This window comes from Pseudomonas sp. MM213 (assembly GCF_020423045.1).
Classification (GTDB): domain Bacteria; phylum Pseudomonadota; class Gammaproteobacteria; order Pseudomonadales; family Pseudomonadaceae; genus Aquipseudomonas; species Aquipseudomonas migulae.
In genome coordinates, this window is record NZ_CP081943.1 from 5,821,049 (window position 1) to 5,844,261 (window position 23,213).

The window sequence follows — 23,213 nt, forward strand, 5'->3', positions numbered from 1 at the left end:
ACGCTGCCCCGAGCACCAGCCGCTGCCTCGCAGCGGCTTTTGTATTTTCTGAAATAACGAAGTGGAGAGCCGCATGGTTCCCGTAATCGCCCTGGTGGGCCGACCGAACGTCGGCAAGTCCACCTTGTTCAACCGCCTGACCAGGACTCGCGACGCCATCGTCGGCGACTTGTCCGGTCTGACCCGTGATCGCCAATACGGTGAGGCCAAGTGGCAAGGGCGTTCCTACATTCTGGTCGACACCGGCGGTATCTCCGGTGACGAGCACGGTATGGACGAAAAAATGGCCGAGCAGTCGCTGCTGGCCATTGAAGAAGCCGATGTCGTTCTGTTCCTGGTAGATGCCAAGGCCGGTTTCACCGCCGCCGACCAGATGATCGCCGAGCATTTGCGCAAACGTAACAAGCGTTCGTACGTGGTTGCCAACAAGGTCGACAACATCGACCCTGAAATGGCCCGCGCCGAATTCGCCCCGTTGGGCATGGGCCACGCGATCCCGATCGCCGGTGCTCATGGTCGTGGCATCACCCAGATGCTGGAAATCGCCCTGAGCGACTTCCCGAAAGACGAAGAAGAGCTGGAAGAAGGCGAGGAAGAGGACGTTGCCGAAGGCGAGGAAGCCAAGCGCATTCCTGGCCCAAGCGAAAAAGACGGGATCAAGATCGCCATCATCGGCCGCCCGAACGTCGGCAAGTCGACCCTGGTCAACCGCATGCTCGGTGAAGACCGGGTTATCGTGTATGACCAACCCGGCACTACCCGCGACAGTATCTACATCCCGTTCGAGCGTAACGACGAGAAGTACACGCTGATCGACACCGCCGGTGTGCGCAAGCGCGGTAAGATCCACGAAGAAGTCGAAAAATTCTCCGTGGTCAAAACCCTGCAAGCGATCAAAGACGCCAACGTGGTGATCTTCGTGATGGACGCCCGCGAAGGCGTGGTGGACCACGACCTCAACCTGCTGGGCTTCGCCATTGAGTCGGGTCGTGCGCTGGTTATCGCGATCAACAAGTGGGACGGCATGACGCCGAGCGAGCGTGACTTCGTGAAGGTCGAGCTGCAACGTCGACTGTTCTTCGTTGACTACGCCGACATTCACTTCATCTCGGCACTGCACGGCACGGGCGTGGGCAACCTCTACGCTTCCGTACAGAACTCGTTCAAGTCCGCGGTCACCCGCTGGCCGACCAACCGCCTGACCCAGATCCTGGAAGATGCGGTTGGCGAGCACGCGCCACCGATGGTCAACAACCGCCGGATCAAGCTGCGTTATGCGCACTTGGGTGGTGCCAACCCGCCGATCATCGTGATTCACGGTAACCAGATCGAGAAGGTGCCGAAGTCTTACGTGCGTTACCTGGAAAACACTTACCGTCGTGTCTTGAAGCTGGTCGGTACGCCGATCCGCATCGAGTTCAAGGGCGGCGAGAACCCGTACGAAGGCAACAAGAACTCGCTCACTGATCGTCAGGTCAACAAGAAGCGTCGCTTGATGTCGCACCACAAGAAAGCCGACAAAAAGCGCCGCGACAAGCGCTGATTCAAGGCTGGCTCGCCTCTGTAGGAGCGAGGCTTGCCCGCGAAGAACGATAACGCGGTGTATCTGATACACCGCGGTGTTGCGTTCGCGGGCAAGTCGGGTCGCCGCACCGCTCGCTCCTACGGGATCGGGTTCGAGAAGAAGGGCGCCACTGGCGCCCTTTTTTTATGGGCGCCGTTTGGCTATCCTCGGGCTCTCCCGCGCCGCCGTTAGAGCCGGGTGTAGAGCAGGGAATCACCGATGATCACCAGTAAGCTGCCGAATGTCGGCATCACTATCTTCACGCAGATGTCTCAGCTCGCGGCGCAAACCGGGGCGATCAACCTGTCACAGGGTTTTCCCGATTTCGATGCCCCGCAAGCCTTGTGCGATGCGGTGGGTCGGCACATTGCCAATGGCCATAACCAGTACTCGCCGATGACCGGCCTGCCGGTACTGCGTCAGCAGATCGTGGCGAAAATTGCCCGCAGCTATGGCGTCACCGTCGATGCGGACAGCGAAGTGACCGTGACTCCCGGTGCGACTGAGGCGATTTTTTGCGCCATTCAGGCCGTTATCCACAACGGTGACGAAGTCATCGTGTTTGATCCGGCCTATGACAGTTACGAGCCCTCGGTCCAGCTGGCCGGTGGCCGTTGCGTTCACGTGCAACTGGGGCTGGACGACTTCAGCATCGATTTCGAAAAGCTCGCCCAGGCGCTGAGTCCGCGCACGCGGATGATCATCCTCAATACCCCGCACAATCCCAGCGGCGCACTGATCAACCGTGCCGAGCTGGACCAACTGGCGGCGTTGATCCGTGACCGCGACATCTATGTGATCAGCGATGAGGTCTACGAGCACCTGGTCTACGACGGTGTGCCCCATGTCAGTGTGCTGGCCCATGAAGAGCTGTATCAGCGCGCCTTCGTGGTCAGCTCCTTCGGCAAGACGTACCATGTCACCGGCTGGAAAACCGGCTACGTGGTCGCGCCACCGGCCTTGTCGGCAGAGCTGCGCAAGGTGCACCAGTACGTCAATTTTTGCGGCGTAACCCCCTTGCAATACGCCTTGGCCGACTTCATGGCCGAACACCCGGAACACATAGAAGAACTGCCGGGCTTCTACCAGGCCAAGCGCGATCTGTTCTGCGACTTGCTGACGCCATCGCGTTTCAGTTTCACCCGCGTCACCGGCACCTATTTCCAGTTGGTCGATTACTCGCAGATCCGTCCCGACCTCAACGATGTCGAGATGGCGCTGTGGATGACCCGCGAACACGGCGTGGCGAGCATCCCGATCTCGGTGTTCTACCAGACGCCACCCGAAGGCCAGCGCCTGGTGCGCCTGTGCTTCGCCAAACGCGAGGAGACCCTGCGTGAAGCAGCGGCAAAACTATGCGTGATCTGAGTGCATTGCCGAATCTGACCATCGCGCTGATCCAGACAACCCTGGCCTGGCACGACCGCCAGGCCAATCTGGAGCATTTCGAGCAACTGCTGGAACAGGCTCGCGGCGCGGACCTGATCATCCTGCCGGAGATGTTCACCACCGGTTTTTCCATGGAGTCCGAGACGCTTGCCGAGGCGGAAAACGGTCCCACCAGCAAATGGCTGCGCGCCCAGGCGGCAAAACTCGATGCGGTGATCACCGGCAGCATCATCGTTCAGGCCACTGATGGCAGCCATCGCAATCGCCTGTTGTGGGCGCGGCCGGATGGCGAAGTCTGGCATTACGACAAGCGCCACTTGTTCCGTATGGCGGGCGAGCACAATCACTACACACCGGGCGAGCGCCAGGTGCAGTTCGAGCTCAAAGGCTGGCGCGTCCGACCGCTGATTTGCTACGACCTGCGTTTCCCGGTGTGGAGCCGCGATGCCCAGGACACAGATCTGTTGCTGTACACCGCCAACTGGCCGGGTGCGCGGCGCCAGCACTGGAACCGTTTGCTGCCGGCGCGGGCAATCGAAAACCTGTGCTACGTGGCGGCGGTGAATCGCATCGGCACTGACGGGAAAGGCTTTGCGTACACCGGCGACAGTCAGGTCCTGGATTTTCAGGGCGAGACATTGCTCAGTGCCGGTGAGGCGGATGGGGTGTTTCAGGTTGTTCTGGATGCGGCGGAACTGGCGGCTTATCGCACGCGGTTTCCGGCGAATCTGGATGCGGACACATTTGAGTTCACCTGAGATTTTTGCTGCCTGACAGGGCCCCATCGCCGGCAAGCCGGCTCCTACAGTTGACCGAGTTGTTCTGACCGACGCGGTCCTCTGTAGGAGCCAGCTTGCTGGCGATGGGGCCGGGACAGAGAACATAAATATTGCCGGCAAACAAAAAGGCCCCAAGGTTCGCACCTTGGGGCCTTTTGCATTGCAGCGAAGGCTTACGCCGCTTTCGCTTCCGGCTGGCTCAACGAGCGGTTCAGCGCGCTGAACAGGGCCTTGAAGCTGGCGGTGGTGATGTTTTCATCGATGCCCACGCCGTGCACCGCACGTTGGCCTTCCACACGCAGTTCGATGTAGGCCGCGGCCTTGGCGTTGGTGCCCGCACCTATGGCGTGCTCGTTGTAGTCCATGATCTCCACCGGAATCGGCAGACCGGCCACCAGCGCTTCCAGCGCGCCGTTGCCTTTGCCACGCCAGTGCAGGTTGGTTTCGCCCTGGCCCTTGCCGGAGACTTCCACTTCCACGGCGCTGTGACCGTTTTCTTCCTGCAGGCGATGGCTGACCAGCGCGTACGGGGTGTTGGCCTGCAAGTACTCGCTGTGCAGCAACGCGTGGATCTGCTGGGCGGTCATTTCGAGGCCCAGGCGATCGGTTTCACGCTGCACGACCTGGCTGAACTCGATCTGCATGCGGCGCGGCAAGCTGATGCCGTATTCCTGTTCCAGCAGGTAAGCGATACCGCCCTTGCCCGACTGGCTGTTGACGCGGATCACCGCCTCGTAGCTGCGGCCGATGTCGGCCGGGTCGATCGGCAAGTACGGCACTTCCCACAGGGCGTCCGGTTTCTGCTGGGCGAAGCCCTTGCGGATCGCATCCTGGTGGGAGCCGGAGAACGCGGTGTGAACCAGGTCGCCGACGTACGGGTGACGCGGGTGCACCTGGATCTGGTTGCATTCTTCGACGACTTTGCGCACGCCGTCGATGTCCGAGAAATCGAGCTCAGGGTGGATGCCCTGGGTGTAGAGGTTCAGTGCCACGGTGACCAGGTCGACGTTGCCGGTACGCTCGCCGTTGCCGAACAGGCAGCCTTCGACACGATCCGCACCCGCCATCAGGCCCAACTCGGTGGCGGCCACGCCGGTGCCACGGTCGTTGTGGGTGTGCAGGCTGATGATCACGCTGTCACGACGGTTGATGTGGCGGCCGAACCATTCGATCTGGTCGGCATAGATGTTCGGGGTCGCGCATTCGACGGTGGCCGGCAGGTTGAGGATCACCTTGTGCTCAGGCGTCGGGTTCCAGACTTCGATGACCGCGTCGCAGACTTCCTTGGCGAACTCCAGCTCGGTGGCGCTGAAGGTTTCCGGCGAGTATTCGAAGGTCCACTGCGTGTCCGGCTGCTGGGCAGCGTATTTGACGAACAGCTTGGCGGCGTTCACGGCGATGGCCTTGATCCCGTCCTTGTCCTGGTTGAAGACAATGCGGCGGAAGGAAGGGGAGGTCGCGTTGTACAGGTGAACGATGGCTTTCTTCGCCCCGCGCAGGGATTCGAAGGTGCGCTCGATCAGGTCTTCACGGCCCTGGGTCAGCACCTGAATGGTGGTGTCGTCCGGGATGTGGTTGCCTTCGATCAGGGTACGCACGAAGTCGAAGTCGGTTTGCGACGCGGCCGGGAAGGACGCTTCGATTTCTTTCACGCCAACCTGTACGAGGGTTTTCCAGAAACGCAGCTTCTTGACCGCGTCCATCGGCTCGATCAGCGACTGGTTGCCGTCGCGCAGGTCGGAGCTGCACCAGATCGGCGCGGCGGTGATGGTCTTCGACGGCCAGGTGCGGTCCGGAATGTCGATGGTCGGGAACGCGCGGTATTTCGAAGACGGGTCTTTGAGCATGCTCATCGGGAAATCCTTATTGTGTGGGCCGAAAAAAGGCGGCCTGCCGGTGGATCAAAAGTTCTTGGGGAAAAGCGTAAAACGAGGCGTCGCGATTCAGCCCGGCAGTCGTGCGCTGACGAGGCACAGGCTGCGGTGCTGGCGAAGCTGAATGAGGGTGTGAGAGGTTTTCATGTCTTCAACCCTAACCGCGAGGGTGAAGGATGGCAAGCAGTCGAAAAAAATTGAGAGGAATACTCGCTTGCGCGTATTTATCGAGATTTTATTGCTGTGAGTCCCCGTGATTGTTTGGTTTTTTGCGCGAGCTTCAAGCTATGCGCAATTGATGGTTTGAGCGCCGGGCGCTGACAGTCGGGCTATTCTTAAAGCCTCGACTGGCATTCAGGAGTCGGCGATGAACGAGTCTGACTGGAAGCAGTATTGCGTGTTACGACCGGTGGCACATGAACGGATGTGCGAGCGGATTTTGTCGGATGTCGAAAAAACGCTGCTGGATAAGAGCAACGCGCCCTACGAACGAATAGATGCCAGCGAGGAGCTGCTGAAAGCCGGGCAAAAGGAACTGTACTGGGCGTTTGGTGTTTTCAGGTTTTCGCGTCATGAAGCCCGCTCGCACTTGCTTGGGTTGTGCGCGCGGGAATTGATCACGGCAGAGGAGTTGAGCTGGTTTTCAGTCGAGACGCAGGAGTGGGTCAAACACTGCCTGGCGGATCGAGAGGTCCATGGGATAGAGGACCTGGACGCGGAATAGGCGGCGTCAGTGATACCGCCTTCGCGGGCAAGCCCGCTCCCACAGGAAATCACGCGATTACTGTAGGAGCGAGGCTTGCCCGCGAAGAGGCCGGTAGTCTCACCGACTGTTCAGGGTTGAAACGCGCCTATGAAAATCGCCGGATCCACCCGCGCATCATTCAGGCTGACATTCCAGTGCATGTGCGGCCCGGTCGCCCGTCCAGTCGAGCCCACTTTGCCCACTACGGCACCGCGAGCCAGCTGCTGCCCCACCTTCACATCGATCTTCGACATGTGACAGAACATGCTGATAAAGCCCTGCCCATGGTCGACAAACACTGTGTTGCCGTTAAAGAAGTAGTTACCGATCAAAATCACCTTGCCCGCTGCCGGGGTCTTGATCGGCGTGCCGGCGCCCACGGCGAAATCCAGGCCTGAGTGGGGATTGCGCTCTTCACCATTGAAGAAACGGCGCACGCCGAACTTGCTCGACAGCGGGCCGTTGACCGGTTTGTCCAGCAGCAGGTTGCTCGGCGTATTCGGGCTGAACGTGCGGTAAGCGGCAATCTGCTCGGCCAGTTCGCGCTCGATGCGCTTGAGATTGTCCGGGTCAGGATTGACCTGTTGAGTGTTTTTCAACGTGATGCGCTGTTCCGGATACTTCTTGTTGCCAACGGTGAAACTCAGGTTGCGGCCGCCGCTGCTGATGGTCTGCGCGCCCGGTTTGACGGTCAACGGCACACCGACAATCGCCAGCCAATTGTCCTGTTCCTTGACCACCAGCACCGGTTTGCCCTGATAACTGGCTTTCGGCGCTTGGGCAGAGCTGCCCAGATCCACCACCGCCACGCCCCCCGGAACCGGTTTGTTCAACAGGCGGGTGATGTAGCTGTCAGCGTGGGCGTTGAAGGTCAGGCACAGCAACAGCAGCGAAGCTAAAAAACGCGGCATGGATCAATCCAGTAAAGAAAGGGTGACAGGCGTCAGGTGATTGTCTTCGACCCGCACTTGCAGTTCGCCTTCACCCAGTTTGGCTTTCAGGCGCTGGCCGTTGTGGGTTTGCGCGGCGTTGCGGATCGCGTTGCCGCGCTCGTCCAGCAAAATGCTGTAGCCACGGCCGAGGGTCGCTAAAGGGCTGACCACGTGGAGGGTCTGCACCTGGCTTTGCAGTTGCAGACGACGGGATTTGAGCCCTTCGCGCATGGCCCGGGGCAGGCGTTCGGCGAGGCTGTCGAGGCGCTGACGCAACATCGCCAGTTGCCGCCCCGGATGTTGCCCGGCGAGGCGGGTTTCCAGGCGGATCAGCCGTTCGCGACGGGTATTGAGGCTGCGTTCGAAGGCGCGGCGCATGCGCATGTCCAGATCATCCAGACGTTGCGCCTGTTGGCGCAGACGTTCACCGGGATGGCGCAAGCGACGAGAGATGCCTTCCAGGCGCAGGCGATCACGCATCAAACGGTCGCGCATGCGCATCACCAGCCGGCGGTGCAGGCTTTCGACCTGACGCACCAGGTCGCTGGAGTCCGGCGCCAGCAGTTCAGCGGCGGCGGACGGCGTCGGGGCGCGAACGTCGGCCACAAAATCACTGATGGATACATCGGTTTCATGGCCGACGGCGCTGACAATCGGCGTCACGCAAGCATCCACGGCGCGGGCCACGGCTTCTTCGTTGAAGCACCAGAGGTCTTCCAGCGAGCCGCCACCACGGGCCAGGATCAATGCATCGAAACCACGGGCGTCCGCCAGTTTCAACGCGCGGACAATCTGCGCGGTCGCTTCGCGGCCCTGCACGGCAGTGGGGATCAGCGTCAGCTGGATCTGCGGTGCGCGACGGCGGAACACGCTGATGATGTCGCGGATCACCGCGCCGGTCGGCGAACTGATGATGCCGATGCGCTGCGGATGCGCCGGCAGCGGCACTTTGCGCTCGGCGCTGAACAGGCCTTCGGCGCTGAGTTTTTCCTTCAAGGCATCGAAGGCCAGGCGCAGCGCACCGTCACCGGCCGGCTCGACGGTGTCGAGAATCAGCTGATAGTCGCCACGGCCTTCGAACAGCGAAACCTTGCCGCGCACCTTGACCGCCAGGCCGTCCTTCAGCGCCTGACGAACCCGCGCCGCGTTCTGCCGAAACAGCGCGCAACGTACTTGGGCGCCGCTGTCCTTGAGGGTGAAATACACGTGGCCGGACGCCGGGCGTGCGAGGTTGGAGATTTCGCCTTCGACCCAGATATTGCTGAACACGTCTTCGAGCAACACCCGCGCGCGGCCGTTGAGCTGGCTGACAGTCAGGACTTCACGGTCCAGGCCGAGTCTTGCAAAGGGATCTTTAATCATGGGGCGCATGATAAAGGCATTCTCCAACCGAATGCACGATCCCCTATAGGAGCGAGCCTGCTCGCGATGGCAGTGTGTCAGTCGACAGTGCTATTGAATGTTAAACCGCTATCGCGAGCAGGCTCGCTCCCACAATGGTCTGTGCAGACATTTATGAAGTGTTGAATCAGCGCCGTGGGATTCTGCCGGCAGGCGAGGGCGACGGTGCTGTGGCAATCCGGGTCGGCCAGGGGCAGAAAATGAATGTCGGGTGGCGCGATGTCCTGCATCGACTCCGGCAGCAGGGCGATGCCGAATCCGGCCTGGATCAATTGCAGTTGCGTGGTTTTGCGCGAGACCACCCGCGCCGCCTTCGGGAAAAATCCCTGGCGCATGCACAGCTCGGCGGACAGATAACTCAAACCGCCGCGCTGCGGGTGAGGGATGGAGATAAAGGCTTCATCCTTCAACTGCGCCAGATCGATGCCCTGAGCGGACTTATCCACAACCAGCCGATGATTGGGTGGAACGGCCAGCAGCAATCGTTCGCTATACAAAGGAACAATCTGCACGCCTTCACGCTGGCGCAACACCGGCAGGCGCAGCAGTCCGACATCAAGTCGATTGTCGACCAACGCTTCAAGCTGCGCTTCGGAAGACAGCTTGACGATCTCCATGGATACGCCGGCCTGCTGGTCCAGATAAGCACTGATACCCCGTAGCAGGCGACCACTCATGGGCACGGTGCTGGAGTGACTCAGGCGCAAGGTGCCCAGTTGCCCGTTGCCCACTTGGGTGGCCATTTCACTGGCCTTGGTCAGTTCGTTCAGCAGGTTTCTGGCGCGCGGCAAGAACGCCTCCCCAGCGGCGGTCAGTCGCGGCTGGCGCGCCGTGCGTTCGAACAGCGGGGTTTGCAGGCGGGTTTCCATTTCCTTGATCTGCCGGCTCAAGGCTGACTGCGCAACAAACAAACGCTCAGCGGCTGCACTGAAGCTGCCGCACTCGGCGATTTCCACGAAGTAACGCAATTGACGGGTTGAAAGCACGAGTCATGCCTTTTTGAGATGAGAGGTCGGCTTTGAAGATATTAGTCGCAAGGCTCGGCGCTGGCTAAAGTCATCACAGGTATTTGATAAAGGCGTGCAGATGAACGTGCTGGAGTTGTTACACCAATGGCCATTCGGCGCGACGGATTGGTTGGTGATCGGCCTGGCCATCGCCCTGGCGTACATCGTGTTTGGCATCGCCGGGTTCGGCACCGCACTGGTGGCGGGGCCGATTCTGATTTTGTTCATGCCGCTGTCGAAGATCGTGCCGTTGCTGGTGCTGCTGGATTTTGTCGCGGCGTTCGGCAATCTGCTGCCCTCGCGACGGGATGTGGCCAGGCCTGAGTTGCTGCGGCTGTTGCCGTGCATGGCGGTGGGTTGCACGCTGGGGGTTATCTTTCTGCTGAACCTGAAATCCGACGTGTTGTTGCTGTTGATGGGGCTGTTTATCAGCGTCTATGCGGTTTACAGCCTGTGGGTCAAAACCCGACCGACACAGTTGTCTGCCGCCTGGGCAGTGCCGATGGGCACGGTGGGCGGGATGTTCGGGGCGTTGTTTGGCAGTGGCGGCTTTTTATATGCGATCTATTTGAACAGTCGGTTGCCCAAAGACGCGGCGCGAGCGACCCAGAGTGCGCTGATCAGTTGCAGCACCGTGGTGCGCCTGAGCCTGTTTGCTGTCGCGGGTGTGTATGCCGAGCTACCCTTGTTGGTACTGGCGCTGTGTTTGTTGCCGGCCATGGCGCTAGGGTTGTGGGTCGGCCGGCGGTTGACCATGCGATTGTCCCGCGAGGCGTTTGTGCGGCTGGTGACCTGGTTGGTGCTGGCCAGCGGGATTGCGTTGATCGGGCGGTATTTGAGTACTTGACCGGATTTCGTCAGGGATTAAGCTGCCGCCCGCTCGGACGCCTTCGCGGGCAAGCCTCGCTCCTACAAAGGCATGTGCAGAACCTGTAGGAGCGAGGCTTGCCCGCGAAGGCGTAGGACGGCACACCGCAGAATATCCATTTGACGCAGCAGGCTTGCACCCATGAATTCCCAAAGCATCATCGTCCCGAAAATCTCCACGCTGCCGGTACATGAACCCCGGGCCCGGGCGGTCGTGCGGTGGCTGGTGCGCAAGGACATCATCAAGGAAGAGCTGACCACTTGCGGCCGCACCGGCAACCGCATGGGCCACGCGATCGCCGATGGTGCCCGCACCGTGGTGCTGCACCCGGATGCGCTGCCGTTCGGCGAGCCGGTCAATGGCCTGGAGATCATTACCAAACGCTGCATTTATACGCCGGCCAAAGGTTTTCTGGGGGAGGCGGGTTGCGCCGAGTGCCGCAAGGAAATCGGCGAGGCGCTGTTCGAAAGCCTCGAAGACTGGATGCCGGGGCGTACCGATAACTTCACCTGTCCGGAATGCGGGCATGAAGATGACATCAACGGGTTCCTGTTCTTGCAGGAATGCGGGTTTTCCAACCTGGGGTTCATTTTCAACAACTGGGCCGAGGCCGGGTTCAAGCAGAGCTTTATCGATGAGTTTGCCGATTGGCTGGATCAGCCCGTGAGCTGGGTGAAAGTCGAACTGTAAGTGAAGCCGTAACCGTAGGAGCGAGGCTTGCCCGCGAAGCTTTTGGCGCCAGTGATGACACCTTCGCGGGCGAGCCTCGCTCCTACAGGATTTGCGTTCCAACCCCCCGTCGATCACCGCATCGATAATAGACAGAGTTTTACATTGAACCCGAGGGGGTGTCTGACTATAATGGCGCGCTTCCATTTTCCCGCTCGGGAGCCCCCGCGATGCTGCGTATCAGCCAAGAAGCTCTGACATTCGACGACATTCTCCTAGTGCCCGGTTATTCCGAGGTGCTTCCTAACGAAGTCAGTCTCAAGACCCGCCTTACCCGTGGCATCGAGCTGAACATTCCTCTGGTTTCTGCCGCCATGGACACCGTTACTGAAGCCCGTCTGGCAATCGCCATGGCTCAGGAAGGTGGCATCGGCATTATCCACAAGAACATGACCATCGAGCAGCAAGCTGCCGAAGTTCGCAAGGTCAAGAAGTTCGAAGCCGGCGTCGTCAAGGATCCGATCACCATCGAGGCTGACGCCACGGTCCGTGATCTGTTCGAACTGACCCGCATGCACAATATCTCCGGCGTTCCGGTACTGCACGATGGCGACCTGGTCGGCATTGTCACTTCCCGTGACGTGCGCTTCGAAACCCGTCTGGAAGCCACCGTACGTGAAGTGATGACGCCTAAAGAGCGTCTGGTCACCGTCCGTGAAGGCGCCAACAAGAACGAAGTCCGCGAGTTGCTGCACAAGCACCGCCTGGAAAAAGTCCTGATCGTCGATGACAAGTTTGCCCTCAAAGGCATGATGACCGTCAAAGACATCGAAAAAGCCAAGGCTTACCCGCTGGCCAGCAAGGACGATCAAGGTCGTCTGCGCGTAGGCGCTGCGGTCGGCACCGGTAAAGACACCGGTGATCGCGTTGCCGCGCTGGTCAATGCCGGCGTTGACGTGGTGGTGGTCGACACCGCTCACGGTCACTCCAAAGGTGTGATCGACCGCGTTCGCTGGGTCAAACAGAATTTCCCTGAAGTGCAGGTCATCGGCGGCAACATCGCCACCGGCGCTGCCGCCAAGGCCCTGGCCGAAGCTGGCGCCGATGCGGTCAAGGTCGGTATCGGCCCTGGCTCGATCTGCACCACCCGTATCGTCGCCGGTGTCGGCGTCCCGCAAATCAGTGCCATCGCCAACGTCGCCGCCGCCCTTGAAGGCACCGGTGTTCCGTTGATCGCCGACGGCGGCATCCGTTTCTCCGGTGACCTGTCCAAGGCCATCGTAGCCGGTGCTTCCTGCGTGATGATGGGCTCGATGTTCGCCGGTACCGAAGAAGCGCCAGGCGAGATCGAACTGTTCCAGGGGCGTTCGTACAAGGCTTACCGTGGCATGGGTTCGCTGGGCGCCATGTCCCAGGCTCAAGGTTCCTCCGATCGTTACTTCCAGGACTCCTCGGCAGGCGCCGAGAAACTGGTTCCGGAAGGCATCGAAGGGCGTGTTCCGTACAAGGGCACCCTGAGCGCGATCATCCATCAACTGATGGGCGGCCTGCGTTCCTCGATGGGTTACACCGGCAGTGCCGACATCGAAGAAATGCGCACCAAGCCTGAGTTCGTGCGGATCACCGGCGCTGGTATGGCCGAGTCCCACGTTCATGACGTACAGATCACCAAAGAAGCGCCAAACTACCGCGTAGGTTGAGCCTTCAAGCAAAACGTTAAGTAACCCGGGGCTGTTCGATTCAGCCCCGAGTTGTTTCTGAATTACATAGACGAGACTGACTTCATGGCCCTCGACATTCACGCCCACCGCATCCTGATCCTCGACTTCGGTTCCCAGTACACCCAGCTGATCGCCCGCCGCGTGCGTGAAATCGGCGTGTACTGCGAACTGCATCCGTTCGACATGGACGACGAAGCGATTCGCGAATTCGCTCCAAAAGGCGTCATTCTCGCCGGCGGTCCCGAGTCCGTGCACGAAGCCAACAGCCCTCGCTGCCCGCAAGCGGTGTTTGACCTGGGCGTGCCGGTCTTCGGCATCTGCTACGGCATGCAGACCATGGCTGAACAGCTGGGTGGCAAGGTCGAAGGTTCCGAACTGCGTGAATTCGGTTATGCCCGTGTCGACGTGGTCGGCAAGAGCCAGCTGCTGGACGGCATCGAAGACCACATCGACGCCGACGGCCTGTTCGGCCTCGACGTGTGGATGAGCCACGGTGACAAGGTCACCAAAATGCCGCAGGACTTCCACATCCTGGCCAGCACCCCGAGCTGCCCGATTGCCGGCATGTTCAACGATGACCTGCGTTACTACGGCGTGCAGTTCCACCCGGAAGTGACCCACACCAAGCAGGGCGGCCGCATCCTGTCGCGCTTCATCCTCGAGATCTGCGGCTGCGAAGCACTGTGGACGCCGTCGAAGATCGCTGAAGACGCCATCGCCCAGGTTCGCGCCCAGGTTGGCACCGACAACGTCTTGCTCGGCCTGTCCGGCGGCGTTGACTCCTCGGTGGTTGCCGCGCTGCTGCACAAGGCCATCGGCGACCAGCTGACCTGCGTCTTCGTCGACAACGGCCTGCTGCGTCTGCACGAAGGCGAGCAAGTGATGGCCATGTTCGCCGAGAACATGGGCGTCAAGGTGATCCGCGCCAACGCTGAAGACCAGTTCCTGAACAACCTGGCTGGCGAAAGCGATCCAGAGAAGAAGCGCAAGATCATCGGTCGTACCTTCATCGACGTCTTTGATGCTCAGTCCAACAAACTGGACAACATCAAGTACCTCGCCCAAGGCACCATCTACCCGGACGTGATCGAGTCGGCTGGCGCGAAAAGCGGCAAGGCGCACGTGATCAAGTCGCACCACAACGTGGGCGGCCTGCCGGAAGAAATGAACCTCAAGCTGGTTGAACCGCTGCGCGAGCTGTTCAAGGACGAAGTCCGTCGTCTGGGCCTGGAACTCGGCCTGCCGTACGACATGGTCTACCGTCACCCGTTCCCGGGCCCGGGCCTGGGTGTGCGGATCCTCGGTGAAGTGAAGAAGGAATACGCCGACCTGCTGCGTCGCGCCGACCACATCTTCATCGAAGAACTGCGCAAGGCCGACTGGTACCACAAAGTCAGCCAGGCATTCGTGGTGTTCCAGCCGGTGAAATCGGTTGGCGTTGTAGGCGATGGCCGTCGTTACGCCTGGGTCGTGGCCCTGCGTGCCGTGGAAACCATCGACTTCATGACTGCGCGTTGGGCTCACCTGCCTTATGAACTGCTGGAAACCGTCAGCGGCCGCATCATCAATGAAATCGAAGGCATCTCCCGCGTCACTTACGACGTGTCGAGCAAGCCGCCAGCGACCATCGAGTGGGAATGATCCCGGTCTGACTGATCGCCTGTAACACCTCAAAGGCCCCGTGAATGTGAATTCACGGGGCCTTTGCGTATCAGGCAGTTACAGCCGGCAGGCGCCCTTGCAGCGTCAGGCCCATGCGGTTGAGTGCGTGGGCAAGGCTGATCAGATTCGCGTAGGTGATCCGATGCACACCCGCCCAGGCCGGACGGTTGATCCGAAAGCCGCTATCCATCGTTCGCTCGATTGTCGTTCGCACAATCTGGCCAGTGCGGCTGCGATGAATCAGCGAGAAGGTGTCTTCCGACCTTTCAATGGTGAACATGCCTTGGCGGAACAGCAGCTGATTGATCTGCTCGGGCGTTCGTTGAATGAACGGCGTCGGCATCTGCAGGCTGATGTCGGCATACAGGGTGTCGGTATTACCGTGCATCGGGCCAGTTCCCCCGGCAATCTCATGGCCTACTTCGATACCATGGTCGATGTCCAGGTGCAGTCTCTGATCGGGTTGCACTTCTTCTATGCGCAAACCGATACCACCCTCCGTTTCGCTGATGCCGGCCATTCCCCTGAACGTGTTGGTACTCTCCTGGTCGGTGAGTACCAGCCATTTTCCGCCGCCGTTGCGGGCTTGAGTCGCCTGCATGATGGTGTGGGTAAGGTAGGTCTTGAAGGATTGCTGTGCTCTGAGGGTCATGGTCGAGTCTTCATAACGATAACTCGCCAGGCAGTCAGTGGCCTGGATTTGAATGCCGTTCTGTTGGGCCGTTTTGACGACCTCCAACGGCGTGAACTGTCCCGCAGGATCGCCTGGCAACTTTTTCAGGTACATCTCCAGCATGCCATGCATATTTCCGGTTTCGGCGAAGTTGTTCAGGTCGACTTGATTGAAGTCGTTGAGCAGACGATGCATGTAGATCGTCTTGACGCCTTTCCTGGCCAGCGTCGGCATGTTTTCGATCAGGAAGCGCATGCTGGCAATGCGATCCTGACTTTCACCGACCACCAGCCCCGGTGATGCATCGAATACCTTCTCGATGAGTTCGGTGACCGTCGTGGATGGAGTGATCACGGGCTGGACCGGTCGGGGAGGCAGCGAGGCGAAAAAGTCCTTGGGTTTCTGGAATGCGATTGCATCCCTGGCCAGTGCCGTGCGGCGTCCGGCGACATACTCTTCGTAGGGGGAGACCCCTCTGATTTGCCCACCAGGCATGTTGACGACTTTTATATGGGTTTCCTGTTTTCCCAGCGCCAGGAAGTTCAACGAGCGACCGTTAGGGGCATCGTATCGGGTCAAGTGTGCGTGATCATTCACTTTGGGCGGCAATGGGGCAGCGGGCCGGGAGGGGCCGGGAACAAGTTTGCTGGGGCCTTTGCCGCCACCCATCAACCCGCTTTTCGGCGCCAGCTCCCATTCACCTTGGGCATTCAGGCGTACGGGAATCGACCCCGTAAAGGCATTCGGGTTCTGCGGATCAATGATGGCCCATGTTCCGCCACCATTGGCGTCTGCTTCGAAGCGCACGAAGTAAGCCTGCTCGTTGATCAGGATGGCGTTGGAGGGTTGTGAATCGAGTGTGTAGACACCCTGGAATTTTCCGCTGGTGGCCATCGGGTAGCTTTCGAGGATTTCATTGCTTTGCCAGTGCTCCGGTACATCAAACGCTTGCGCGGTTTCATCGGGCACGCCCGGCAACTCTCCAGGTTGCAGGGTGACTTCCTCCGATTCGCCGGGCGCCTGCGGTTCTTGCGTGCCGACGGTTTCTTCTGGATCGAGCGTCTTGTTCAAGTCCGCCATCTCGGCCGCTTCTGCCGCCTCAGCCGCAGCCCCGGTTTCGTCCAACACACTGACCTCTTTGAGCAGCGGGAGATTGAACAGCACATTGATGCCATCGAGCACCGTGCCGATGATGCCTGCCTTGCGTTCTGCCGCTGTTTTGCCATTCACCGCTTTGTCGGTGTTCAAACCCATGGCCGCGATGCTGGCCCCGATCACCGGCAATGCGATCGGCCAGCCAAGCACCGCCAACGGGCCGAAAACGTGCAGTGCGGCGGTGAGATAACCCAGCCATAGCTGCTTACGCATCTGTCCATTGCTCACCAGCGTCAGGTCAGCCTCTTCCAGCATCGTGTGCTGGACGGCCCGGCTCTGCCAGGTGAACACGTCACCGCTGATGGTGATGTCTTTTTGATTGATCAAATGGTGGTCGTACTTGCCCCAGGTGCCGACCAGTTGGTTCATCAGCGGGGTGATATTGTCGTGGACCTCCTTGCGAACCGACAGCGGGAAATGGGTCATGAATTCGGTTCGGGGGTGTTCTTCGTTCATCTGCAACAGCATCCACCAATGCATGTCCGTCAATGTCGGGTGCACGTGGAAGGGTTCTGCGGCGCCGGGAACGTAGGTGATTTGCCGACCGTTGGGCTCAACAATGCGCAGAATATCGGTGGCGACATGCCCTGCGACATCCAGCGCGCAAACACGAAGATCCGCAGGCGTAGCGGTTTGCGCTTTCAGGGTAGCCAAGGTGATCGGCCAGGACGCGCCACCGATGACGGCCCTGATGACTGTCTGGAAATCCTCCTCTTCGAGTTGCCCGCTTTGCCGCGCCTCCACGGCTTTGCTGAGGTAGTTACATTTGGCCAGGGCGCGGTAGTCATCAAAATGGCTGGCCCAGAACGCATTCAGCTTATCCAGGTAGCGTTGACTGAGGTTCTTCTCCCACAGGTCCGCGAGCACCTGCCTGGGGTACATCCGCACTTCATTGGTTTCGTTGTAAATACTGGCGTTCGCATCCGCCGTGTAAAAACCGCCATTGCTGTCCAGTTCGAGGGCGTCGTCCTGGTCGGTCACGCGGTATCGATGGATGACCAGTTGCGTCAGGGTTAAAGATTCACTGGGTTTGGGCGCGTGCTCCCAACCCAGAAAAGCCTTGGTGCTGCTGGCCGAGACATTGTTGAAGCGATGCCACCAGACCTGATCCGGGTCCAGGTGGGTGATGCCGTGTTTTTGCAGGATTTCACTGGCGACCGCATGGGCTTCTTCCTGCAAACCGGGGCAGGCTGTCACCACGACCGGCGCGATGAGTCTGAGTGTTTCCTGGTCGGCGGCATTGCTTGATACGGGGGTGTTTTGTTCGGTGGACATGCTCTCGCTCCTTGAGAAATGGGCAGCGATGATTGCCCGTTTCCATGCAGGAGGTGCACTACATAGTTATGCCCAAACGCGATTCAAGAACCTGTAGGGTCAGCGCCGTGCCACATCCGAAAAGTAGAACTTGTCGAGGGTGTGCCGTGATTCCGTGTACTCGAACTGCCGGCCGTCCTGCAGAAACGTATGGTTGCTGACCACGATCACATGGCTCTGGCCGTCGAGGTCGAGGTGTTGCTGGTCGTCCTTGCTGCGGGGCACGGCTTCGATGGTTCGCTGGGCGTAGGCAATTTGCAGTTGCAGGGTCTGTTCGATGAAGGCGTAGATCGAGTGCTCGGCGATGTCCCGCGATAGTCCGGGGATCACGTCGCTGACGAAATGGTTGATGTCGAGGATCACTCGTTTTCCATCGATCCGCCGTACGCGTTTGATCCTCGTGATCAGGCTGCCTTCTTCAGCCTTGATATGTTCCAGCAGCGCACCTTCGAGAGGGATCTGGCTGAACTCGACCACTTCGGTGCTGACGTTGTTGCCCAGTCGCGGATAGGTTTCCTGAAAGCTGACGATGCCGCCCAACTGAAATTCGATCGGGTCGGTCGACAACACAAAGGTGCCTTTCCCGTGGACTTTCTGGGCGAACCCGCGCTCCTGTAATTGCTCGATGGCCTTGCGCACGGTGCCGCGACTGGCCTGGTAGCTGTCCATCAGTTCGGTTTCGGAGGGCAACCGGGCGCCGCGCTCCAGACGTTCGGTCGTGATGCTGGCAAGCAGATCGCTGTAGATCTGGTTGTATTTACTCATGGGGATGGCTCTGTGCCGCAATGTGCTCAAGGTTTCGAACCTTAAGGGCAGGGTAGGGGTTTGTCCATGCGGGTTTGGGTTTTCATCGTCTGAGAGGGTGGGAAAAATCGCCGCCGGTCGGGTGACAAGTAAACAATTTCAAACTCGTCTGTACGAGTTGTTGATTTAACTCGTACAGACGAGTACTTTTCGCTTCGGCGTGCTGCCAATAACAAAAAACCACAGCGGAAAAACAAGCATGAGCCACGACTATCCGAACATCGTCAGCGAGCTGCTGCAAAGCCTCGGTGGCAGCGACAACCTTGAGCAAGCCGCGCATTGCGTCACACGCCTGCGCCTTGCCCTCAAGGACCCGAGCCGGGTCAACAGCGCCACGCTGAACCAGATTGACCTGGTCAAAGGCTCATTCTTTACCGGCGGCCTGTTCCAGGTGGTCATCGGTCCTGGCGAGGTGGAGAAGGTTTACGCAGAGCTGCGCCATCAAACCGGTCTTGCCGCGTCAACAATCGCCGACGTTAAACAGAAAAGCGCCGACAAGATAAACGCCATGCAGCGTCTGGTGCGGGTGTTTTCCGACGTGTTCATGCCGATCCTGCCGGCGTTGATCATCGCGGGCCTGCTGATGGGCATCAACAACCTGATCGGCGCCAAGGGCATGTTCATCGAGGGCCAGACCCTGCTGGACGCTTACCCCAAGCTTGACGGGCTCTGGAGCCTGATCAACCTGATGGCCAACACTTCGTTCGTGTTCCTGCCTGCGCTAGTGGGCTGGTCAGCAGCCAAGCGGTTTGGCGGCAGCGAAATCCTCGGCATTGTGCTCGGTCTGATGCTGGTTCATCCCGATCTGCTCAATGCCTGGAACTATGGCAAGGCAGTCGCAGGTCTCGACGGCCAGAGCCTGCCGTATTTCGACATCCTCGGTCTGTTCCAGATCGAAAAGGTCGGTTATCAGGGGCAGATCCTGCCGATCCTGCTGGCGGCATACGTGATGAGCGTCATCGAAAAATGGCTGCGGGCGAGAGTGCCTAATGCGGTGCAATTGCTGGTGGTGCCGATCACCACCATCGTGGTTACCGGCGTGCTGGCGCTGGCGGTCATTGGCCCGGTGACCCGGCATCTGGGGATTCTCATCACCGAAGGTGTGGTCACCCTGTTTGATCTGGCGCCGATGGTCGGCGGCGCGATCTTCGGCCTGCTTTACGCCCCCTTGGTGATCACCGGCATGCACCACATGTTTCTCGCGGTCGACTTGCAGCTGATCTCGACCCAAGGCGGTACTTTCATCTGGCCGATGATCGTCATGTCCAACCTCGCCCAAGGCAGCGCGGCGCTCGCGGTGTTCTACATGACCCGTAATGCGCGGGACAAGTCCATGGCGTCGACCTCAGCGATTTCGGCCTATTTCGGCATCACCGAACCGGCGATGTTCGGGGTCAACCTGCGCTACAAGTTTCCGTTTTACGCGGCACTGATTGGCTCGGCGCTGGGGGGCATCTTCCTGTCGATGAACAAGGTCCAGGCCTCGGCCATCGGTGTCGGCGGTTTGCCCGGATTTATCTCGATCATTCCGCAGTTCATCCCGATGTTTGTGATCGGGATGATCATCGCCATGGTCGTGCCGTTTGTTTTGACCTGTGGGTTGAGCATGAAGATTGTTCGGCCTGGGTATCGGGTCGCCTGATAGATCGCTATCGCAGTTCAAGAAGGAATACAGCCATGCAAGACTGGCAACGTTCGGTGATCTACCAGATCTACCCGAAGAGTTTTTACAGCCACGCAGGCAATCCCACGGGTGATTTGCTCGGCGTCGTGGCCAAGCTCGACTACCTGCACTGGCTGGGCGTCGATTGCCTGTGGATCACGCCATTCCTGCGTTCGCCCCAGCGTGACAACGGTTACGACATCAGCGATTACTACGCCATCGATCCGAGCTACGGCACCATGGCCGACTGTGAATTGCTGATCGCCGAGGCCGGCAAGCGCGGGATCAAATTGATGCTCGATATCGTGGTCAACCACACCTCGATCGAGCACACCTGGTTCCAGCAGGCGCGCAGCAGTCTCGACAATCCGTATCGTGACTTCTACATCTGGCGCGATCAGCCCAATAACTGGGAGTCCAAGTTTGGTGGTTCGGCATGGGAGTACGAGGCTCAGACCGGCCAGTATTTCCTGCACCTGTTCGATCACACTCAGGCCGACCTGAACTGGGACAACCCGAAGGTGCGCGCCGAAGTTTTCAAGATGATGAGATTCTGGCGGGATAAAGGTGTGGGCGGGTTCCGGCTGGATGTGATCAACCTGATCTCGAAACCGGCGGACTTTCCCGAGGACAATACCGACGGCCGACGCTTCTATACCGACGGGCCGAATGTTCACGAATACTTGCAGCAAATGCACCGCGAAGTGTTCGAAGGCCATGACCTGATCAATGTCGGCGAGATGTCGTCTACCAGTCTCGAACACTGTATTCGTTATTCGCGGCCGGGCTCCAAAGAGCTGTCGATGACCTTCAACTTCCATCACCTGAAAGTCGATTACCCGAACCTGCAAAAGTGGATTCGCGCCGATTTCGACTTCCTCGAGCTCAAGCGCATCCTCTCCGACTGGCAAACCGGCATGCAGGCCGGCGGAGGTTGGAACGCGCTGTTCTGGTGTAATCACGACCAACCTCGGGTGGTCTCGCGGTTTGGTCATGACGGCGAGCACCGTGTGGTGTCGGCGAAGATGCTCGGCACCGCGCTGCATTTTCTCCAGGGCACGCCATTTGTGTATCAGGGCGAAGAGCTGGGTATGACCAATCCGGGTTTCGATCACATCGATCAATATCGAGACGTCGAGACCCTGAACATCTTCCGGCTCAAGCGCGAGGCGGGTGCGAGCGATGCCGACAACATGGCGGCGATCATGCAGAAGTCCCGCGACAACGGCCGTACGCCGATGCATTGGAATACCGGACCGAACGCTGGTTTCAGCACGGCGCAACCCTGGATCGGCGTACCGGCCAACTCGGCGCAGATCAACGTCGCCACTCAACTCGACGACCCGGATTCAGTGCTGCATCACTACCGCCAGTTGATCAATTTGCGGCGTACCGAAGTGCTGATATCCGACGGTGTTTACCGTCAGCTGTTGCCTGAGCACGCGCAAGTTTGGGCTTATGTACGGGAAGGAAGCGGCGAACGGTTGCTGGTATTGAACAACTTTTACGGGACGCCTTGCGAAGTTGAATTGCCGGATGCAGTGATCGCTGAATTCATGACTCAACGCTTGGTCATCAGCAACTATGCGGACTGTCCGCCGCGAAATCGACAGGTGTTTTTACGACCGTATGAGTCGTTTGTCTTGCACTTGACTGACCACTGACCCCTCACAAAAAAACACCGTTTCAAAAACACGCAGAACGCTGCGCGGGGGAGTTTTGCGCGCCGATTTTGCTGCTGCACACAATAAAAATAATGGAGTGTTTCTTGAAAACAACAATAAATCGCGGCCTTGCAGCCGCTGGCATTTGCCTGGCGTTGCCACTGACGGCCCATGCGCTGGAGTTCGGCGGTTACCTGCGCAGCGGCGTCGGTACGTCGGTCAACAGTGGTAAACAACAGTGTTTCCAACTGCCCGGAGCACAGACCAAATACCGCCTCGGTAACGAGTGCGAGCAATATGGGGAACTGGAACTTCGTCAGGACTTGTACACGCTGGATGACGGTTCGGTGCTAAGTGTCGATGGCATGGCCTCGCTGTATAACCAGTACGACAAGGACCTGACGTTCAATGGCGACAACGGCTCGGTGCGCTTGCCGCAGCTGTACGCGCAATGGTCGAACATGCCTGGCCTCAACGGCGGTTCGCTGTGGGCCGGTCGCCGCTATTACAAACGGAACGACATCCACATTTCCGACTTCTACTACTGGAACCAGAGCGCCACCGGCGGCGGCATCGAGGACGTGCTGATCGGAGATCTGAAGTACAGCTACGCCTTTTCGCGCAAGGACAACCTGTACCAGAAGGATTACATCAATCGTCACGATTTCAACGTTGCCGGTTTCAACACTAACCCCGGCGGTGAGCTGGAGTTTGGCCTGAGCTACATCGACAAACCCGACAGCCGCGACGCTCATCGTGGCTGGGCGATTACCACCCAGCATGTGCAAAAAGGATTTCTGGGTGGCAAGAACAAACTCGCGTTTCAGTACGGTGAAGGGCCGGGCACCGGGTTGGGCTATACCGGTAACGTGAAACTGGATGACAGCAATAAAAGCTACCGGGTGGTGGAGTTCTTCGACTGGCAGGTGACGCCCCGGTTTGGCGGGCAGGTCGAAGCGGTTTACCAGAAGGATATTCGCCCCGACGGATCAGACCAGAACTGGATTTCCCTGGGCGTTCGGCCGGCCTACGCGATTACCGAGCAGTTCAAACTGGTGACCGAACTGGGTCACGATCAGGTCGAAGCCACAGGTGGCACGCGCAAGCTGAGCAAGTTCACCTTTGCCCCAACCTGGTCGCCCAAGGGGCCTGAATTCTGGGCGCGGCCCGAAGTGCGCTTGTATTACACCTATGCCAGCTGGAACGAGGCGGCCAAGCGTGCGGCCAATGAACTGGCAGCGGGTTCAGCGTTGTCCGACACCGGAGCCTTCGGCACGGCGCGACACGGTGCGAACGTCGGATTGCAGGTCGAGTACTGGTGGAAATAAG

At 59.3% G+C, this 23,213-nt stretch carries 17 protein-coding genes; 11 read left to right on the forward strand and 6 right to left on the reverse strand.

Going from position 1 to position 23,213, the window contains the following annotated elements; genetic code table 11:
• Positions 1 to 73: 73 nt before the first annotated feature.
• The 3 genes from der (at position 74) to K5R88_RS26450 (ending at position 3,711) form a co-directional block, all read left to right on the forward strand.
• Entirely contained in the window at positions 74 to 1,543 is a 1,470-nt protein-coding gene (der, locus tag K5R88_RS26440) for a ribosome biogenesis GTPase Der (protein WP_008025521.1), read from the forward strand.
• 240 nt (positions 1,544 to 1,783) lie between these two features.
• Positions 1,784 to 2,932 (forward strand): pyridoxal phosphate-dependent aminotransferase, encoded by a 1,149-nt coding sequence (locus K5R88_RS26445; protein WP_226298663.1) that lies wholly within the window; start codon positions 1,784 to 1,786, stop codon positions 2,930 to 2,932.
• Complete coding sequence (locus tag K5R88_RS26450; protein ID WP_008042420.1) at positions 2,920 to 3,711, forward strand: amidohydrolase; 792 nt, start codon at positions 2,920 to 2,922, stop codon at positions 3,709 to 3,711. The genes K5R88_RS26445 and K5R88_RS26450 overlap by 13 nt, the downstream gene beginning before the upstream one ends.
• A 194-nt stretch (positions 3,712 to 3,905) precedes the next feature.
• Here K5R88_RS26450 and leuA read toward each other — a convergent pair whose 3' ends face one another.
• A complete protein-coding gene (gene leuA / locus K5R88_RS26455) occupies positions 3,906 to 5,585 on the reverse strand; it encodes a 2-isopropylmalate synthase (protein ID WP_008025530.1) in 1,680 nt (559 codons plus the stop codon).
• 388 nt (positions 5,586 to 5,973) lie between these two features.
• Between leuA and K5R88_RS26460 the strand changes: the two genes are divergently transcribed.
• Positions 5,974 to 6,330 carry a hypothetical protein gene (locus tag K5R88_RS26460; protein WP_008025532.1) on the forward strand — a complete coding sequence of 119 codons (357 nt, stop codon included), beginning with the start codon at positions 5,974 to 5,976 and terminating at the stop codon, positions 6,328 to 6,330.
• 110 nt (positions 6,331 to 6,440) lie between these two features.
• Here the strand turns inward: K5R88_RS26460 and K5R88_RS26465 are convergent, their stop codons facing one another.
• The 3 genes from K5R88_RS26465 to K5R88_RS26475 form a co-directional block, all read right to left on the reverse strand.
• A complete protein-coding gene (locus K5R88_RS26465) occupies positions 6,441 to 7,262 on the reverse strand; it encodes a M23 family metallopeptidase (protein ID WP_226298664.1) in 822 nt (273 codons plus the stop codon).
• A gap of 3 nt (positions 7,263 to 7,265) precedes the next feature.
• Complete coding sequence (xseA, locus tag K5R88_RS26470; RefSeq protein WP_226300285.1) at positions 7,266 to 8,645, reverse strand: exodeoxyribonuclease VII large subunit; 1,380 nt, start codon at positions 8,643 to 8,645, stop codon at positions 7,266 to 7,268.
• A 77-nt stretch (positions 8,646 to 8,722) separates the two neighbouring features.
• On the reverse strand, positions 8,723 to 9,670 hold the full coding sequence (locus tag K5R88_RS26475) for a LysR family transcriptional regulator (protein WP_226298665.1): 948 nt from the start codon (positions 9,668 to 9,670) through the stop codon (positions 8,723 to 8,725).
• Between the two features lie 100 nt (positions 9,671 to 9,770).
• Between K5R88_RS26475 and K5R88_RS26480 the strand changes: the two genes are divergently transcribed.
• From K5R88_RS26480 to guaA, 4 genes are all read left to right on the forward strand, one after another.
• Positions 9,771 to 10,538: a sulfite exporter TauE/SafE family protein gene (locus K5R88_RS26480; RefSeq protein WP_226298666.1), complete on the forward strand. Its 768-nt coding sequence runs from the start codon at positions 9,771 to 9,773 to the stop codon at positions 10,536 to 10,538.
• A gap of 162 nt (positions 10,539 to 10,700) precedes the next feature.
• Positions 10,701 to 11,249: a sugar ABC transporter ATPase gene (locus tag K5R88_RS26485; protein WP_207285688.1), complete on the forward strand. Its 549-nt coding sequence runs from the start codon at positions 10,701 to 10,703 to the stop codon at positions 11,247 to 11,249.
• Positions 11,250 to 11,458: 209 nt separating this feature from the next.
• Positions 11,459 to 12,928, forward strand: coding sequence for an IMP dehydrogenase (guaB, locus tag K5R88_RS26490; RefSeq protein ID WP_008042411.1), 1,470 nt, complete (start codon positions 11,459 to 11,461; stop codon positions 12,926 to 12,928).
• A gap of 84 nt (positions 12,929 to 13,012) precedes the next feature.
• Complete coding sequence (gene guaA, locus K5R88_RS26495) at positions 13,013 to 14,590, forward strand: glutamine-hydrolyzing GMP synthase (RefSeq protein ID WP_008025547.1); 1,578 nt, start codon at positions 13,013 to 13,015, stop codon at positions 14,588 to 14,590.
• Between the two features lie 70 nt (positions 14,591 to 14,660).
• Here the strand turns inward: guaA and K5R88_RS26500 are convergent, their stop codons facing one another.
• Positions 14,661 to 17,714, reverse strand: a complete 3,054-nt coding sequence (locus K5R88_RS26500) for a membrane-targeted effector domain-containing toxin (RefSeq protein WP_226298667.1) — start codon at positions 17,712 to 17,714, stop codon at positions 14,661 to 14,663.
• 99 nt (positions 17,715 to 17,813) lie between these two features.
• Positions 17,814 to 18,518, reverse strand: coding sequence for a trehalose operon repressor (treR, locus tag K5R88_RS26505; protein WP_192420129.1), 705 nt, complete (start codon positions 18,516 to 18,518; stop codon positions 17,814 to 17,816).
• A 238-nt stretch (positions 18,519 to 18,756) separates the two neighbouring features.
• Here treR and treP point away from each other — a divergent pair, with 238 nt between their 5' ends.
• From treP to K5R88_RS26520, 3 genes are all read left to right on the forward strand, one after another.
• Positions 18,757 to 20,199, forward strand: coding sequence for a PTS system trehalose-specific EIIBC component (gene treP / locus K5R88_RS26510; protein ID WP_008025554.1), 1,443 nt, complete (start codon positions 18,757 to 18,759; stop codon positions 20,197 to 20,199).
• A gap of 35 nt (positions 20,200 to 20,234) precedes the next feature.
• Positions 20,235 to 21,884, forward strand: coding sequence for an alpha,alpha-phosphotrehalase (gene treC / locus K5R88_RS26515; RefSeq protein ID WP_226298668.1), 1,650 nt, complete (start codon positions 20,235 to 20,237; stop codon positions 21,882 to 21,884).
• A 104-nt stretch (positions 21,885 to 21,988) separates the two neighbouring features.
• Positions 21,989 to 23,212, forward strand: a complete 1,224-nt coding sequence (locus tag K5R88_RS26520) for a maltoporin (protein ID WP_008025558.1) — start codon at positions 21,989 to 21,991, stop codon at positions 23,210 to 23,212.
• Position 23,213: the final 1 nt, after the last annotated feature.

What these genes read in the sequence shown, in the direction of transcription:
- treR (WP_192420129.1), bottom strand. Translation starts at nt 18,518, where the DNA reads ATGAGTAAATACAACCAGATCTACAGCGATCTGCTTGCCAGCATCACG.
- K5R88_RS26450 (WP_008042420.1), top strand. Translation starts at nt 2,920, where the DNA reads ATGCGTGATCTGAGTGCATTGCCGAATCTGACCATCGCGCTGATCCAG.
- der (WP_008025521.1), top strand. Translation starts at nt 74, where the DNA reads ATGGTTCCCGTAATCGCCCTGGTGGGCCGACCGAACGTCGGCAAGTCC.
- leuA (WP_008025530.1), bottom strand. Translation starts at nt 5,585, where the DNA reads ATGAGCATGCTCAAAGACCCGTCTTCGAAATACCGCGCGTTCCCGACC.
- treP (WP_008025554.1), top strand. Translation starts at nt 18,757, where the DNA reads ATGAGCCACGACTATCCGAACATCGTCAGCGAGCTGCTGCAAAGCCTC.
- treC (WP_226298668.1), top strand. Translation starts at nt 20,235, where the DNA reads ATGCAAGACTGGCAACGTTCGGTGATCTACCAGATCTACCCGAAGAGT.
- K5R88_RS26500 (WP_226298667.1), bottom strand. Translation starts at nt 17,714, where the DNA reads ATGTCCACCGAACAAAACACCCCCGTATCAAGCAATGCCGCCGACCAG.
- K5R88_RS26480 (WP_226298666.1), top strand. Translation starts at nt 9,771, where the DNA reads ATGAACGTGCTGGAGTTGTTACACCAATGGCCATTCGGCGCGACGGAT.
- K5R88_RS26445 (WP_226298663.1), top strand. Translation starts at nt 1,784, where the DNA reads ATGATCACCAGTAAGCTGCCGAATGTCGGCATCACTATCTTCACGCAG.
- guaA (WP_008025547.1), top strand. Translation starts at nt 13,013, where the DNA reads ATGGCCCTCGACATTCACGCCCACCGCATCCTGATCCTCGACTTCGGT.
- K5R88_RS26465 (WP_226298664.1), bottom strand. Translation starts at nt 7,262, where the DNA reads ATGCCGCGTTTTTTAGCTTCGCTGCTGTTGCTGTGCCTGACCTTCAAC.
- K5R88_RS26460 (WP_008025532.1), top strand. Translation starts at nt 5,974, where the DNA reads ATGAACGAGTCTGACTGGAAGCAGTATTGCGTGTTACGACCGGTGGCA.
- xseA (WP_226300285.1), bottom strand. Translation starts at nt 8,645, where the DNA reads ATGATTAAAGATCCCTTTGCAAGACTCGGCCTGGACCGTGAAGTCCTG.
- K5R88_RS26485 (WP_207285688.1), top strand. Translation starts at nt 10,701, where the DNA reads ATGAATTCCCAAAGCATCATCGTCCCGAAAATCTCCACGCTGCCGGTA.
- guaB (WP_008042411.1), top strand. Translation starts at nt 11,459, where the DNA reads ATGCTGCGTATCAGCCAAGAAGCTCTGACATTCGACGACATTCTCCTA.